Raw genomic sequence first — 15,516 nt, forward strand, 5'->3', positions numbered from 1 at the left:
AGGTTGGTTCGGGAGGTGGATTACTTGATGTAGCCGGCGCGGGTCATCTCGCGCTCGGTCAGGCTCTGGGCCTGGGCAAGCGCATCATCGACCGACATCTGGCCTGCAAGCGCAGCGGAGAACAGCTGACCGACGGAGGTGCCGAGGCTCTGGAACTCGGGGATGGCCACGAACTGCACACCGACATAAGGCACCGGCTTGACCGTCGGGGCCTTCGGGTCAGCCGCGTTGATCGAGTCGAGCGTCATCTTCGCAAAGGGCGCCGCCTTCTGGTACTCCGGGTTCTCGTAGAGAGAGGTACGCGTGCCCGGGGGCACGTTGGCCCAGCCTTCCTTCGAAGCTACGAGCTCGAGATAGGCTTTGCTGGTTGCCCATGAGATGAACTTTTCAGCGGCTTCCGCCTTCTGCGACCCTGCCGGGATGGCGAGGTTCCAGGCCCAGAGCCAGTTGCCCCGCTTGCCAAGACCCGTGTCGGGAGCGAGCGCGAAGCCCACTTTGTCGGCCACGGTCGAATCCTTCGGGTTGGTCACGAAGGAAGCAGCGACGGTGGCGTCGATCCACATGCCGCACTTGCCCTGCTGGAAGAGAGCGAGGTTCTCGTTGAAACCGTTCGACGAGGCGCCCTGCGGGCCGGCGTCGTTCATCAGCTTGACGTAGAAGTCGAGCGTGTTCTTCCATTCCGGTTGATCGAACTGCGGCTTCCAGTTCTCGTCGAACCAGCGGGCGCCAAACGCATTCGAGGTGGCCGTCAGGAAGGCCATGTTCTCGCCCCAGCCGGCCTTGCCGCGCAGGCAGATGCCGTTGATGTCGTTTGCACGGTCCGTCATCTTGCGGGCAGCGTCGGCGACAAACTCCCAGGTCGGCGCGTCAGGCATCGTCAGCCCGGCCTTCTCCATCAGGTCCTTGCGGTACATGATGAACGAAGACTCGCCGTAGAAAGGCGCGGCATAGAGCTTGCCATCGTCGCCGGTCAGACCCGAGCGGATGGCCGGCAGCAGATCATCGACAGCATAGTCAGCGCCAAGGTTGTCGAGCGGCAGCAGCCAACCCTGCTTGGACCAGATCGGGACTTCGTACGTGCCGATCGTCATGATGTCGTACTGGCCGCCCTTGGTGGCGATATCGGTCGTGACGCGCTCGCGCAGAACGTTTTCCTCGAGCGTGACCCACTCGACCTGGATGTCGGGGTTCTTCGACGTGAATTCCGAGGTCAGACCCTGCATCCGGATCATGTCACCGTTGTTGACGGTTGCGATTGTCAGGGTTTCGGCCGAGGCCATGCCGGCAAGCGCCAGCGCTGAGCAGGCGCCCAGCAAAATCGTCTTCAAGTTCATGTCTTCCTCCCAGAAGAGTAATGAGCATTCGCTTTGCTCATGGGCAATTACTCACTTTGGGCGCGCAAAATGTCAATCGGGATTCCATGCTGCATTGCCGAAAATCCTGGTTAAGTCTCTGTTGGGAAATTGAAAATTTTAATTGATATCAGCTGGCCAGAAGATGCCGTGCGGCCTCTTCATCGGTGATAAGCCCGTTGATATGGCCACCACGCACCGCTGCAAGGATTGCCGGATGCTTCCGTCGCCCCCGCGCAAGTCCGACCACCGTCGAGGTTTTTCGTGAAGGGATCTCCAGGCTGGCGACCCGATCGTTGACGGGATGCTTCAGCAGAGTTCCATCCTCGCCGAAGATCCAGCCGCATATCTCGCCGACGGCGCCGGCACCGAGAAGATCCTGCATCTCGCCCGGTTTAAGGAAGCCGTCGACCAAGAGCGGTGCATTCATGTTCATCTCGCCGATGCCCACGAAGGTCACGTCGGATTTGTGGCCCAGCGCGATCGTCGGAGCCACCAGAGGCTGTGTGTGCAACAGCTGCTTCTCGTCCGGAGAGGACACGATGACCGGAAGCGGCATGGGGAAATGCGGAGCCTTGATCGCGTCGGCCATGGAAAAGATGACGTTGAAATAGGCGGCGGACCCATCCGGACTGATATTGCCGGTCAGCGAAACGATTTTGTGTTGCGGACATTCCATCGGTGAAAGCTGGTCGATCATGGCCCGCAGTGTACGGCCGGTCCCCATCGCGATGACGAGCGGATCGGCTTGCTTCAGCCAGCGCTCCAGCTGTGCTGCCCCGGCTTCTGCCACTCCCACCGTCGCGGACTCAGATCCGGAATCCGTGGGAACGATCTCGACTTCCTTGAGACCAAACTTGTGCTTGAGCGCTTCCGCAAGCTCCAGACACGCAGCGATGGGATGATCGAGCCGCACCTTGATGAGCTTCTCGGCGACGGACAGCGAAACGAGGCGTTGGGCGCTCTGGCGCGAGATCCCCATGGCTGCGGCGATCTCGTCCTGAGTCCGTCCGGCGACATAGTAGAGCCATCCGGCTCGCGCCGCATCATCCAGTCTTGTCTGCCCCTCACTGCGTCGTGCCATGCAGTCTCCTCCCGATCATCCACTGCTGCCAATTTTGCCCATCCGTGTCAAATGCCGTCGGTCTGTCTGCGGGGATGGGGGGAACGCTTCGATGGCTGATGGGTTGGTCTTTATGACCACAACCAAAGGAGCGCACGATGATTCGCCGGATGTCCCTGATCGCCGCCGCCACGCTCGCGATAGCAATGCCCGCAACCGCCCAGCAGACGACGCCGATCCAGCAACTGCCAAAGCCGCAACCTTCAGAAGAGACGAAGGCGCTAGGTCCGGCGGAATTCGTCAAGCAGGCGGCTGCGTCCAACGAGTTCGAAATTCTGTCAGCTGAGATCGCGCTCAAGCGGAGCCAGGATAGCCAGGTCAAGGACTTCGCCCAGTCCATGCTTGATGATCACCGTCGAGCTCAGGAACAGCTGATCGAGGCCGCCAAGGCCGATTCGATTGCCATGACCATGGAACTGTCGATGGAGCAAAAGCAGACACTCGCGGCGCTGGAGCAGGCCGACGAGAGCCAATTTGACAGTGCATACATGTCAGCTCAGGTGAAAGCCCATGATCAGGCCATCAGGTTGCTGGGGGCCTATGGCGACCATGGTGCCGCCGGAAGTCTGAAAGCCTATGCGGTTGCAAACTATCCGCTGGTTCGGACCCACAAGGTCAGGGCTCACTCCCAGACAACGCCGTGACGGAGGGTATGATGGCCAGAACATGGCAACTCGCCGCACTTCTGGGCGCGATACTTGTCGCCATAGTCATGCTCCTCGCGGCACAATTTCAGCAGGAGGTGACGGACACGGCACCCGAAACGGCACCGGCCCGTCATGAGCCGGTCCCGGGCGTTCCGCCCAGCGCCACAGGCGACATCAGCAATCCCTGATCACGCTGCTCCCTCCGATCATCCACCCATGGTCATCACCCCCACGCCGTTAACGGAGCAACACCTATGAGCCCCCATCTTCGCTACATCGCTTTAGCGGCCTTGGTCGCCATCTTGGCCACGACATTTTTCCTTCTCGGCGACACTGACCCTGAAGATTCAAAGGACTTCCCGCCGCACAGTGTCCAGCAGTGAGCGATGCCGCCGTTGAGCACTTGCCCAATGGACTAGCAGGCAATCTCTGCGAGCGATTGACAGCGGCCAGCGTTCTTCCCGGAACAAAAAGGACCCCGCCGAAGCGGGGTCCAGGTGGGCGCCCATGGGGCGGCCGGGGGAGGTTGGGCGGATGGAATACAGATGTCTCCATGAACCACTGAAAGAAGGCATTGTTCCATCGAAGGAACAAAGAACCCGCGAACCAGCTTACTGGTGTCAGAGTTGTTCCGTCTGAGCGCCGCTATTGGGCTTTGCCGGTCCGAGTTCCGGTTTCTGCCCGAGAGGCTGCATCGGTTGAGATACGAATTCGCCCTTGCCATCAATGGAGCGCCCCTCCGACCAGCGTCCCGGCGCCGGCGCGCTTCCGTCCAGCTGGAAACCCAGATAGGCATAGCTGAATTCCTGTTGCTCCTGCTCCTGCGGAAAGCTGTTGGGGATGGGGAACGCGCCCGTCGGGCCCCCCAGCTCTTCCAGAGCGGCCATCCATTGGTTCTGGTGCATCGTGTCGCGGGCAATCAGATATGAGAGCATATCCTTCATGCCCGGATCATTGGTCATGGTGTAGAGGCGTGTTGCCAGCACACGGCCCGTCGATTCCGCTGCGACATTGGCTGTCATGTCGGCCGCGATATTGCCGCTGGCATAGATATGCGACATGTCAATAGGCACGCCGTCCGAATCGACGGGCATCGCGGAAAGGCCGGCCGACAGAAGATTCTTGAGATTGATGCCGCCGAGCACTCCACCCCCGACCGGGTCGGCCGCGATTTCCTCCTTGAGCGACAGGGGCGCGCCTTCGAGGTTCATTGCAACAGCAGTGGCGAGCATCTCGATATGCCCCAATTCTTCTGCGGCAGTGTTCATGAGAAGGTCGCGGAACTTCGGATTGCCTCGGGCACCGCAGGCTTGGAAGAAATACTGCATTGCCACGCGAATTTCCCCTTCCACACCGCCGATGGCCTGCTGCAGAGCGCGGGCAAACAGCGGGTCGGGTGTCTCGACGCGAACGGGATATTGGAGGCGATTGTCTGTGTAGAACATGGCGCTTTTCCTCGTGTTGACGTCTTCCAACAACAACCAATGAGGATGGTTCCTGCTGATCCGCTGCTATTTTCGGTAGAGCTATTTGTCGTCCCTTGTCTTCAGGGCGTCGCCGAAGTCGCGCTTTTCCGGGTCCTGCAGATTTTCGCCTGTAGCGTCTCGATCGATGTCCGGATCGTCCTTGGCGGGCATGTAACTGCGCGGACAATTTTCCTGCGGGCCTTCCCATCGCGGGCTCTGATCGGTGGTGCCTGGCATCCCGTCTTTTGGTGACTTCATTCCCATCAGCCTGTCTCCTTCTTCACCACTGGAGCCTGACCAACTGCTGGTTTGCCGAAGCGTTCCCCAGGAACAATTGCGAGTGCCTCCTGTTTGTTCTGGTTGAACAACAGAGAGGTGATGATGAAAAGCGAGACGGACCGCGCAGGAAGGCCTCACATAGTGATCGTCGGAGCCGGTTTCGGAGGCTTGGCTTGCGCCCGGGCGCTCGGAAATTCTGAAATAGACGTGACCGTGATCGATCGTCGCAACCACAACCTGTTCCAGCCTCTGCTGTACCAGGTCGCGACGGCTGCACTGTCACCTGCGGATGTCTCGGAACCAATCCGACGGTCCTTGGGCCGGTACGCCAACGTTAGGGTGGTCATGGGGGAAGTCGTTGCCGTCGATGCGGGCAGAAAGAGCATAGGCCTGAAGGATGGCGACGAGATCCTTTATGACCGGCTCGTACTGGCGACCGGATCGGACTACAACTATTTTGGCCATAAGGACTGGCAGCAGCACGCGCCCGGTTTGAAATCGATCCACGAAGCAAGGCAGATCCGCCACCGTCTTCTGCTTGCCTTCGAGAAGGCCGAGCGCAGCAAGGACGATGAGGAAAAGCGTCGACTTCTGACGAGCGTGATCATCGGGGGCGGGCCCACGGGTGTCGAGATGGCTGGTGCCATTTCGGAACTCGGGCGTTTCATGATTGCCCGCGATTTCCGAAGCCTTCGCCCTGATCAATTGCAGGTTCTGCTGATCGAGGCGGGACCCCGTATTCTCGCCACCTTCCCGGAATCGCTTTCAAGCTACGCCGTCGACTATCTGACCCGCATCGGTGTGCATATTCGCCTGAACACCCGTGTCGAGAACATAACCGCAGAAGGCGTGCAGGTCTCAGGGAGCCTGCTTCCGGCAGGCTGCATGATTTGGGGTGCGGGCGTGAAGGCCTCACCTGCTGCGACTTGGCTGCATGTCGAGCCGGGCCCCGGGGGCCGCTTGCGGGTGGCGTCCGATCTCTCTGTGGAGGGGAAGGCACATGTCTTCGCGCTTGGCGATACGGCTCTCGCCGAGGCAGAGGATGGCAAGCCACTCCCAGCGCTGGCGCAAGTGGCCAAGCAGCAGGGTGTTTTCCTGGGACGAGCGCTGAAAGCAAATCTGCTTAAGGACAAACCCATACCTGCATTTCGGTTCCACAACCGCGGCAACACCGCCGTAATCGGCAGAAATGCCGCGATCTTCGATTTCGGCTCCTGGCAGCTGAAAGGATACCTCGCCTGGCTCCTGTGGGCGATCGTGCATGTCTATCTGCTAGTCAATTTCGAGAAGCGTATGCTGGTCAGCATTCAGTGGATCTGGCGTTACGTCACCCGCCAGCGCGGAGCGCGCTTGATCGATGAGGACGCGGTGGCGACGGATCAGCCTCCCCACGGGGCCAAAATTCACGTTTGATGGGTATCCATCCAGGGCTGGACAAGAGAAGTCTCAGATTATAAGCGTAATGATATTACATTACCAGAAAGAGAGAGACACTTGACCGTGAGGTCCTTCTAGCCCTATGCAAGCAGGTGACGGTTCCCCGCCGGATGACTCCGAGGGGATTAATAGGGAACACGGTGCGGACGACCCAATAGGGACCAAGACCGTGGCTGCCCCCGCAACTGTAGGCGGATTGCTGTCATCCTTTCGGCGCGCCAGCGCCGGGCCACTGCGCTTTGTCGTGGGAAGGTGGATGCAGCAGATATCCGTAAGCCAGGAGACCTGCCGTCAAGTGGGAAAAACGTAGCGGACGGGGTGTGCCGATGGATACGAACTGGCTTTGCGGCCGCGCGTCTTCGCGCGTGCGATACATAGTCATTTTGCCTCCGGAGATCTCCTGCGGAGGGCCTAAGTGGCAGAATCAAAACGACATCATGTAACTGTGTGCACCGACTGCCGACGGCGCGGCGAAACATGTCGGCCTGGCCTCGATCTGCTGCATCGTCTGACTGACAGCCTTCATAGGCTCGGTGCCGACGCTGGCTCCGACTTCATGGTGGCGGGAACCGTCTGCATGGCCGGCTGTGATCGCCCCTGCACGATTGCCTTCCAGGCATCGGGCAAGGCCACCTATCTCTTTGGCGACATCCGGCCAGACACCGACATCGCATCTCTGGTCGATTTCGCGGACCTGTATCTGAGAATGCCGGATGGCATGACGCGTGAGGCCGAGCGACCAGCAGGCCTGCGTGGCAAGACCCTGGCACGCATCCCGGCCGCCATTCTCGTGTCGGAATTGGCTGCGGAGGGCGTGCAATGAGCTGCAATACGCTCGGCTGCCCGGTCACGGTATCCGGTCTCGCCTGGGGACCCAAGCTCGGCCACTATCTCGTTCGTGGTGTCGACTTCAGCATCGATGCCGGTGATCGGTTGGCAATCGTGGGGCCGAATGGTGCGGGCAAGACATCGCTTCTGCGCTGCCTCTACCGCGCGGTGACACCCCTGGAAGGCAGAATTGAATTGGACGGCGCGGATCTGCGCAGTTACGCGCCGCGTGAACTGGCCCGCAAGATCGGCGTCGTCCTCCAGGAAATGCCGGCCGATTTCCCCTTCACCGTCCGGGACGTCGTGATGATGGGGCGGGTGCCCTGGCGTCAAGGTCTTGCCGGCTGGGGCGAACGGGATCATCAGGCTGTTCTTCATGCGCTCGAACATCTTGACGTCGTGCGGCTTGCTCATCGCCAGTTCTCCACCCTGTCAGGCGGGGAAAAGCAGCGTGTGCTGGTGGCCCGAGCCCTCGCTCAGGACCCGCAGATCATCATCCTTGATGAGCCGACGAACCATCTGGATATTCGCCACCAACTGGAGATCCTCGATCTCTTGGCTGGGCTCCGGCTGACCATCATCACCACGCTGCACGACATCAATCTTGCCGCCTCTTTCGCCTCGCATGTCGCCATCATGCATGACGGCCGGATGACCGCATTCGGCAGTCCGGAGGCGATCCTGACCGAGGATGCGGTATCGCAGACCTTCGGCGTCAGTGCCCGCATGTATTCGGTCCCCAGCGCATCCAGCCATGCCGGCCATTTCACCTTTTTCAGAACGCTCAGCTAAACCTGAAAGGCATAACCCGTGTTCAAGATTTCTCTCATCGCTTCCTCGATCGCTCTCGTTGCAGGACTGGTTGGCGCAACGTCCGCAGCCGCTTTTCCCGTGACCGTGAAAAGCTGCAACCGCGATGTCACCTTTGACGCCGCGCCAGCCCGCGCGATTTCCAACGACGTCAACCTGACCGAAATGATGCTGGCGCTGAAGCTTCAGGATCGAATGGTCGGCTATACCGGTGTTTCCGGCTGGAAGACCCTGGACGAGAGCTTGCGGGAAGGTGTCCGGGAACTCCCGGAACTGTCGCCCAAATATCCCAGCAAGGAAGTCCTGCTGAACGCCGATGCCGATTTCTTCTTCGCCGGCTGGAACTATGGCATGAAGGTCGGCGGCGAAGTCACACCCGACACGCTCGCTCCCTTCGGCATCAAGGTTTATGAGCTGACCGAATCCTGCATTCACATCATGGCCAAGAACAAGCCGACGATGGACGACATGTTCGTCGATCTCCTGAACCTCGGCAAGATCTTCGGCGTCGAGGATCGTTCAGAGGCTCTGGTAGCCGGCTACCGCAAGCAGCTCGCCGACATCACCACAAGGATCGGCGCCGTCGACAAGCCCGTGCGCGTCTTCGTCTATGATTCCGGCACCGAAAAGCCCTTCACCTCGGGCCGCTTTGGCATTCCGACGGCGATGATCGAGGCCGCTGGCGGCGTCAACATCATGGAAGACGTGGAGAAGAGCTGGACCGAGGTATCCTGGGAGCCCGTCATCGAGCGCAATCCGGAAGTCGTCGTGATCGTCAACTACGGCGAAGTGACCGCCGAGCAGAAGATCGCCTTCATGAAGGAAAACCCTGCCTTCAAGAACCTCGACGCCGTCAAGCAGGATCGCTTCGTGGTGCTGGAATATGTCGAGGCCACGCCCGGTCCGCGCAATGTCCAGGCCATCGATCGCCTCGCGAAGGCCTTCCATCCTCGCAATATGTGACACTTGTGGCGGGGCCGTTGACGCGGCCCCGCTTGGCAAGGAATAGGCAAGGCAGCATTGATGCAGGGTCGATTGTTTCTCTGGACGGGTCTGGCCCTGGCGCTGCTCGTCCTGTGCGTAACTGCGGGTGTGTCTTTGGGCTCGGCCGCCATACCGGCCGAAACCGTCTGGGCGATCATCGTCAACAAGCTCGCGCCGGGCACTTTCGAGCCGACCTGGTCACCGGGGCGCGAAAGCATCGTCTGGGATGTCCGCTTTCCGCGTGTCCTGCTGGCGGCGCTCGTCGGCGCAGGATTGGCGGTGGTTGGGACGGTGCTGCAGGCCGTGACCCGCAACCCCCTGGCCGATCCACACCTGCTCGGCGTGTCTTCCGGCGGCGCGCTCGGTGCTGTCATCGCGCTCCTCCACACGGGCCTTGTCTTCGGCCTTCTCACGGTTCCGCTTTTCGCGTTCGGTGGCGCTCTCCTTGCAACCGCGGCCGTCCTGGCCGTCAACCGCTTCTCGGGCGCAGCCGCAGACCGTCTGGTGCTTTCAGGGGTGGCGATCGCCTTCGTCGCCACGGCGCTCGCCAATCTTGCAATCTTTTTTGCCGATCCGCGCGCCACCCATACCGTGGTCTTCTGGATGCTGGGAGGTTTGGGGCTCGCGCAGTGGGAGCATCTGCTCTACCCCGCCGTGACACTCGCCGTCGGCCTTTCCTTCGTCATGCTGAGGGCGCGGGAAATCAATGCCCTCGCCATGGGGGATGAAACGGCCGCCACCCTCGGCGTCAGGGTTGCGCGCTTCCGCGCCGAGTTGTTTCTCGTCACCGCACTCCTGACCGGCGTCATGGTCGCCTTTTCCGGTGCCATCGGCTTCGTCGGGCTGCTTGTCCCGCATTTTGTCCGTCTGATCGTGGGGAGCGACAATGTCAGGGTCATTCCCTGCTCTGCCATCCTCGGGGCCCTCATTCTAATCCTCGCCGACATCGTCTCCCGCACCATCATGGCACCGGAAGACGTTCCGATCGGTGTCGTCACAGGACTGGTTGGTGGCGTCGCCTTCATTCTCCTCCTGCGTCGCCGCTAATTCCGTTTCCTCTATTGCTCCTCTTTCGTTTTTGCCTAGATTGAAGAAAAACGAAAAAGGGGAGGGGCCGACATGATGTTCTCGGCAAGGCAGGCGGAGATCATGGCTCTGGCCAAGGAGCATGGCCGTGTTCTGGTGGATGAGCTCGCGGCACGCTTTGCGGTCACGCCGCAGACTATTCGCAAGGATTTGAACGACCTGTGTGATTCGCGCGCCCTCAACCGCATCCACGGCGGGGCGGTCTATCCAAGCGGAAATGAAAACGTCAAATACGAAGCGCGCCGCTCCATGGCGGCGACAGAGAAACAGGCAATCGGGCGCGCCGCAGCCGCTCTGATCCCGGACAATTCCTCGCTCTTCATCAATATCGGCACCACGACGGAAGCCGTGGGCGACGCCCTGGTCGACCACAAGGAATTGATGGTCATCACTAATAACATCAATGTCGCCAATCGCTTGCGCGTTTTTCCCTCGATCGAGGTGGTGATTGCGGGCGGCGTGGTGCGGGGCTCCGACGGTGGTATCGTGGGCGAAGCGGCCGTCGATTTCATTCGGCAGTTCAAGGTGGATTTCGCCGTCATCGGCGTTTCGGCGATTGATCAGGATGGGGCACTTCTCGATTTCGATTTTCGCGAAGTGAAAGTGGCCCAGGCCATCATCGCCAATGCGCGCCATGTCATCCTGGTCTCCGACGCATCGAAATTCGAGCGCACCGCACCTGTCCGCATAGGCCATATCTCCCAGGTTCAGACCTTTATCACCGACCACTGCCCCTCGGTCAGCGTCCGCGAGATCTGCGCCGAACGGGATGTGCGCATCATCGAAACAGCGCCTGAAAACCGCCACGCCGTTGCGGAATAACTTTCGTTTGACATTCGTTTAAATTTCGAAAAATATACTCACACTTTCGCAATAGCAGCAAATGCTGCAGGTGCGAACATGCGGAGGAACGATGTCGGGGCAGCCAATCTACGATCTCTTTGTGATCGGCGGCGGGATCAACGGATGCGGGATCGCGCGCGACGCGGCCGGCCGTGGTTACTCCGTTGCCCTGGCTGAAATGAACGATTTTGCCTCGGGCACGTCTTCCGGCGCCACCAAGCTGATCCATGGCGGCCTGCGATATCTCGAGCACTATGAATTCCGTCTCGTGCGGGAAGCGCTGATGGAGCGCGAAGTGCTCTGGGCCATGGCCCCGCATGTAATCTGGCCGCTGCGTTTCGTCCTTCCCTTCCAGAAGGGTGGCATCCGCCCGGCCTGGCTCATCCGCCTGGGCCTCTTCCTCTACGACAACCTCGGCGGTCGCAAACTGTTGCCGGCGACGAAGACGCTCGACCTGCGCCGCGATCCCGCCGGCAAGCCGCTGAAGCCGGTCTTCTCCAAGGCTTTCGAATATTCCGACGGCTGGGTCGATGACGCCCGCATGGTGGTTCTGAACGCCCGCGATGCGCAGATCCGCGGCGCGACGATCCTGAGCCGCAACCGTGTGGTCTCGGCCCATCGTGAAGACGGCCACTGGGTCGTGACGACGAAATCGCAGCGCGACGGTTCGACCGTGACCCATCGTGCCCGCATGCTCGTCAATGCCGCCGGCCCCTGGGTCGATCAGGTGCTGGCCGGAGCCTTCGGTCGCAACAACGTGCATAATGTCCGGCTTGTGCAGGGCAGCCACATTATCGTGCGCAAGAAGTTCACCGACCCGCGCGCCTACTTCTTCCAGAACCCGGATAACCGCATCATTTTCGCCATCCCCTACGAAGGCGAGTTCACGCTGATCGGTACGACGGATCGGGACTACACCGAAGACCCGAAGGATGTTCGCATCAGTCCCGAAGAGGTGAGCTATCTCTGCGATGCGGCAAGCGAGTATTTCCAGGAACCGGTGCGTCCCGACGACATCGTCTGGAGCTATTCGGCTGTGCGCCCGCTATTCGATGACGGGGCCTCCAAAGCCCAGGAAGCAACGCGCGATTACGTCCTGAAGGTCGAGGGAACCGCAGGCGATGGGCCGCTTTTGAACGTCTTCGGCGGAAAGCTGACGACCTACCGGCGCCTTGCGGAACATGCGCTTGAGAAGATCGGTGAAGCGATCGGCCAGAAGGGCACGCCCTGGACCGCAGGAAGTCGCCTGCCGGGTGGTGATTTCGCCGCAACGGCCTTTGAGCCGACGGTCGCCGATCTGTTGAAGGCCTATCCGTTCCTGGACCGTATCCATGCCGAGCGACTGATCCGCTGCTACGGCACCGACTCGAAGGCGATTCTCGGGCGGGCGAAGAACGTGGCCGATCTCGGTCGCCATTTCGGCGGCACGCTTTACGAAGCGGAAGTCCGCTGGCTCGTCGAGCAGGAATGGGCGGTGACGGCGGAAGACGTGCTGTGGCGCCGAACGAAACAAGGACTGTTCCTGACGCCGGAGGAGGCGAAGGGGCTCGATTCCTATCTGGGGATGCTGGCGGCGGCCTGATCGCCCATCTCGATAAAGACCGACGGTTTGGAGGAGGCCCGAGGACATATGTTGGAACTGCGTAAAGTCTCGAAGAAGGCGGGAGGTGAATTTCATATTCACCCGACCGACCTGACGTTGCAGCGGGGTACGCTCAACGTCCTGCTCGGGCCCACCCTTTCGGGCAAGACATCCCTGATGCGCCTCATGGCGGGCCTCGACAAGCCGACGTCTGGCACGATCCATTTCGATGGCCAGGATGTCACGGGCATGCCGGTCCAGAAGCGCAATGTCGCGATGGTCTACCAGCAGTTCATCAACTACCCGGCCCTGACGGTCTACGAAAACATCGCATCGCCCATGCGTGTCGCTGGCAAGGATGCAGCCACCATCGATCGCGAGGTTCGCAAGGCTGCCGATCTCCTGCGGCTCACGCCCTATCTTGAGCGAACCCCGCTCAATCTCTCCGGCGGCCAGCAGCAGCGCACGGCGCTCGCCCGGGCGATCGTCAAGAAGGCGACACTTGTGCTCCTCGACGAACCACTGGCCAACCTCGACTACAAGCTGCGCGAAGAACTGCGCGAGGAACTGCCGAAGATCTTTGCCGAGTCCGGCGCGATCTTCGTCTATGCGACGACAGAACCGTCGGAAGCCCTGCTGTTGGGCGGATACACGGCAACGCTCTCCGAAGGTCGGGTCACGCAGTTCGGCGAGACGATCAATGTCTATCGCCGCCCCCTCGATCTCCTGACTGCCCGCACCTTCGCCGATCCGCCGCTCAACACCATTGCGCTGGTCAAGCGGGGCGCGCATTTCGAGCTGAACGGCCAGCCGGTCTTGAGCGTGCCCGCTCATCTCGCGGCGATCGCAGACGGTCCTGTCACCGTCGGCTTTCATCCGCATCATCTGTCGCTTGCGGCACTGCCCTCGGCTCTCCCTATGCGCTCACGCACTTTGGTCTCGGAGATCGCAGGCTCCGAGAGTTTCATTCACGTCGAATATGGCGATGCCCGCTGGGTTTGCTTGGCGCATGGCATCCACGACATCGATCCGGACCGCGAGATCGACGTCTTCATTGATACCCGTCACCTGATGGCGTTCGGCGCCGATGGCAGGGCGCTTGGCGCGCCTGCCGAACTGGCCGCGTGAGGAGCAACGTCATGGCACGCATCAACCTCGACCATATCCGTCACGCATACTCCCCCGCCGCTCGGGCGGCTGGCGACTACGCCTTGAAGGAAGTCCATCACGAATGGGATGACGGCGGCGCCTATGCGCTGCTGGGCCCGTCTGGCTGCGGCAAGACCACCCTTCTCAACATCATTTCGGGTCTCCTGCATCCGTCCGACGGCCGAATCGAGTTCGATGGCGTCGACGTCACGAACCTGCCGACGGCCGCCCGCAACATCGCGCAGGTCTTCCAGTTCCCGGTCGTCTACGACACCATGACCGTCTTCGACAATCTGGCCTTCCCGCTACGGAACCGCCATGTCCCGGAAGACCAAGTCAACAAGCGGGTCAACGAGATCCTGGACATGATCGACCTCCAGCCCATGGCGAAAAAGCGCGCCCAGGGCCTGACCGCCGACCAGAAGCAGAAGATCTCGCTCGGTCGGGGCCTCGTCCGCTCTGACGTCAACGCCATCCTCTTCGACGAACCGCTGACCGTCATCGACCCGCATATGAAGTGGGTGCTGCGCTCGCAGCTCAAGCGTCTGCATCGCCAGTCGGGCTTCACCATGGTCTATGTCACCCATGACCAGACCGAGGCCCTGACCTTCGCCGACAAGGTCGTCGTCATGTATGACGGCCAGATCGTCCAGATCGGCACGCCCGCCGAACTCTTCGAGCGGCCCAGCCACACCTTCGTCGGCTATTTCATCGGTTCCCCCGGCATGAATGTCATGCCGGCAAAGGTGAGCGGCGCGACAGCCACGGTCGGCGACCAGACCGTCAGTCTGCCCGGAGCACCCAAGCTGTCCGGTCAGGGCAAGATCGAGCTCGGGGTTCGTCCCGAATTCGTCCGCCTCGGGCGTGAAGGCATGCCGGTCTCCGTGGTTAAGGTCGAGGATATCGGCCGCCAGAAGATCGTTCGGGCCAGCTTCGCGGGGCAGCTTTTGTCTATTGTCGTGCCGGAGGATGCCGAAATCCCGGCTGATCCCAAGATCACATTCGTTCCCGAAGGAGTCGGTATCTACGCCGATTCCTGGCGCGTAGGTTTGGAGGGCTGACGATGGAAAAGACCTGGAACAACAAGGCCTGGTTCATGGTCATTCCGGTCCTCGTGCTGGTGGCTTTCTCGGCTGTCATACCGCTGATGACCGTGGTGAACTATTCCGTTCAGGACACCTTCGGCAACAACCAGTTCTTCTGGGCGGGCACTGACTGGTTCGCCGACATCCTGTCTTCCGACCGCTTCTGGGATGCGCTTGGACGCAACCTGATCTTCTCGATGATCATTCTGGCGATCCAGGTGCCGCTTGGCATTTTCATCGCGCTCAACATGCCGAAAAAGGGACTGGGTGTTCCGGTCTGCCTTGTCCTGATGGCACTTCCACTGCTCATTCCGTGGAATGTGGTGGGCACAATCTGGCAGGTCTTCGGTCGCGTCGACATCGGTCTGCTCGGCTATTCGTTGAACGCCATGGGCTTCGACTACAATTACACACAGAACCCGATCCACGCCTGGGTTACCATCATCGTGATGGATGTCTGGCACTGGACGAGCCTCGTCGTACTGCTTTGCTATGCCGGCCTCGTCTCCATCCCGGATGCCTATTACCAGGCGGCCAAGATTGATGGCGCATCACGCTGGTCGGTGTTCCGCTTCATCCAGCTGCCGAAGATGAAGCGCGTGCTTCTGATCGCCGTGCTTCTGCGCTTCATGGATAGTTTCATGATCTATACCGAGCCGTTCGTCCTGACGGGCGGTGGCCCGGGCAATTCGACCACCTTCCTGTCCATCGATCTCGTCAAGATGGCGGTCGGCCAGTTCGACCTTGGTCCGGCGGCGGCGATGTCGATCATCTACTTCCTGATCATCCTGGCTCTGTCCTGGGTTTTCTACACCGTCATGACCAACAGTGACGCGAAGGACTGA

General features: G+C 60.6%; 16 protein-coding genes and 1 riboswitch. Of the genes, 12 read left to right on the plus strand and 4 right to left on the minus strand.

The genetic code is table 11. The annotated features are described in order from the left end of the window. Positions 1 to 20: 20 nt before the first annotated feature. A complete protein-coding gene (locus H6M51_RS17380) occupies positions 21 to 1,334 on the minus strand; it encodes a sugar ABC transporter substrate-binding protein (protein WP_185811089.1) in 1,314 nt (437 codons plus the stop codon). Between the two features lie 148 nt (positions 1,335 to 1,482). Next, positions 1,483 to 2,436, minus strand: coding sequence for a sugar-binding transcriptional regulator (locus H6M51_RS17385; protein ID WP_185811090.1), 954 nt, complete (start codon positions 2,434 to 2,436; stop codon positions 1,483 to 1,485). A gap of 137 nt (positions 2,437 to 2,573) precedes the next feature. On the opposite strand from H6M51_RS17385, the gene H6M51_RS17390 reads away from it, so the two are divergent. Further along, positions 2,574 to 3,119 (plus strand): DUF4142 domain-containing protein, encoded by a 546-nt coding sequence (locus H6M51_RS17390; protein ID WP_185811091.1) that lies wholly within the window; start codon positions 2,574 to 2,576, stop codon positions 3,117 to 3,119. Positions 3,120 to 3,130: 11 nt separating this feature from the next. Next, positions 3,131 to 3,310, plus strand: a complete 180-nt coding sequence (locus H6M51_RS17395; RefSeq protein WP_185811092.1) for a hypothetical protein — start codon at positions 3,131 to 3,133, stop codon at positions 3,308 to 3,310. Between the two features lie 432 nt (positions 3,311 to 3,742). On the opposite strand, the gene H6M51_RS17400 is transcribed toward H6M51_RS17395, so the two are convergent. Both H6M51_RS17400 and H6M51_RS17405 read right to left on the minus strand, forming a co-directional pair. Continuing rightward, positions 3,743 to 4,567 (minus strand): manganese catalase family protein, encoded by an 825-nt coding sequence (locus tag H6M51_RS17400; protein WP_185811093.1) that lies wholly within the window; start codon positions 4,565 to 4,567, stop codon positions 3,743 to 3,745. 81 nt (positions 4,568 to 4,648) lie between these two features. After that, a complete protein-coding gene (locus H6M51_RS17405) occupies positions 4,649 to 4,852 on the minus strand; it encodes a hypothetical protein (RefSeq protein WP_185811094.1) in 204 nt (67 codons plus the stop codon). A 117-nt stretch (positions 4,853 to 4,969) separates the two neighbouring features. Between H6M51_RS17405 and H6M51_RS17410 the strand changes: the two genes are divergently transcribed. The 10 genes from H6M51_RS17410 (at position 4,970) to H6M51_RS17455 (ending at position 15,516) form a co-directional block, all read left to right on the plus strand. After that, the gene (locus H6M51_RS17410; protein WP_185811095.1) at positions 4,970 to 6,280 is read left to right on the plus strand and encodes an NAD(P)/FAD-dependent oxidoreductase; all 1,311 of its coding nucleotides are present in this window, start codon (positions 4,970 to 4,972) and stop codon (positions 6,278 to 6,280) included. A 103-nt stretch (positions 6,281 to 6,383) separates the two neighbouring features. Further along, positions 6,384 to 6,612, plus strand: a riboswitch (cobalamin riboswitch). 137 nt (positions 6,613 to 6,749) lie between these two features. After that, positions 6,750 to 7,127 (plus strand): DUF1636 domain-containing protein, encoded by a 378-nt coding sequence (locus H6M51_RS17415; RefSeq protein WP_348644524.1) that lies wholly within the window; start codon positions 6,750 to 6,752, stop codon positions 7,125 to 7,127. Then, positions 7,124 to 7,924 (plus strand): ABC transporter ATP-binding protein, encoded by an 801-nt coding sequence (locus H6M51_RS17420; RefSeq protein WP_185811097.1) that lies wholly within the window; start codon positions 7,124 to 7,126, stop codon positions 7,922 to 7,924. The genes H6M51_RS17415 and H6M51_RS17420 overlap by 4 nt, the downstream gene beginning before the upstream one ends. 18 nt (positions 7,925 to 7,942) lie before the next feature. Beyond that, positions 7,943 to 8,905, plus strand: coding sequence for an ABC transporter substrate-binding protein (locus H6M51_RS17425; protein WP_348644520.1), 963 nt, complete (start codon positions 7,943 to 7,945; stop codon positions 8,903 to 8,905). 60 nt (positions 8,906 to 8,965) lie between these two features. Then, a complete protein-coding gene (locus H6M51_RS17430) occupies positions 8,966 to 9,973 on the plus strand; it encodes an iron ABC transporter permease (protein ID WP_185811098.1) in 1,008 nt (335 codons plus the stop codon). A gap of 72 nt (positions 9,974 to 10,045) precedes the next feature. Next, positions 10,046 to 10,834 (plus strand): DeoR/GlpR family DNA-binding transcription regulator, encoded by a 789-nt coding sequence (locus tag H6M51_RS17435; RefSeq protein ID WP_185811099.1) that lies wholly within the window; start codon positions 10,046 to 10,048, stop codon positions 10,832 to 10,834. Positions 10,835 to 10,925: 91 nt separating this feature from the next. Further along, complete coding sequence (glpD, locus tag H6M51_RS17440; RefSeq protein WP_185811100.1) at positions 10,926 to 12,437, plus strand: glycerol-3-phosphate dehydrogenase; 1,512 nt, start codon at positions 10,926 to 10,928, stop codon at positions 12,435 to 12,437. A gap of 48 nt (positions 12,438 to 12,485) precedes the next feature. Beyond that, positions 12,486 to 13,565 (plus strand): ABC transporter ATP-binding protein, encoded by a 1,080-nt coding sequence (locus H6M51_RS17445; RefSeq protein ID WP_185811101.1) that lies wholly within the window; start codon positions 12,486 to 12,488, stop codon positions 13,563 to 13,565. Between the two features lie 11 nt (positions 13,566 to 13,576). After that, a complete protein-coding gene (locus tag H6M51_RS17450; RefSeq protein ID WP_185811102.1) occupies positions 13,577 to 14,647 on the plus strand; it encodes an ABC transporter ATP-binding protein in 1,071 nt (356 codons plus the stop codon). Between the two features lie 2 nt (positions 14,648 to 14,649). Further along, positions 14,650 to 15,516: a carbohydrate ABC transporter permease gene (locus H6M51_RS17455; protein ID WP_185811103.1), complete on the plus strand. Its 867-nt coding sequence runs from the start codon at positions 14,650 to 14,652 to the stop codon at positions 15,514 to 15,516.

The sequence above is a fragment of the Rhizobium sp. AQ_MP genome, assembly GCF_014237835.1.
In the GTDB taxonomy this organism is placed as follows: domain Bacteria; phylum Pseudomonadota; class Alphaproteobacteria; order Rhizobiales; family Rhizobiaceae; genus Allorhizobium.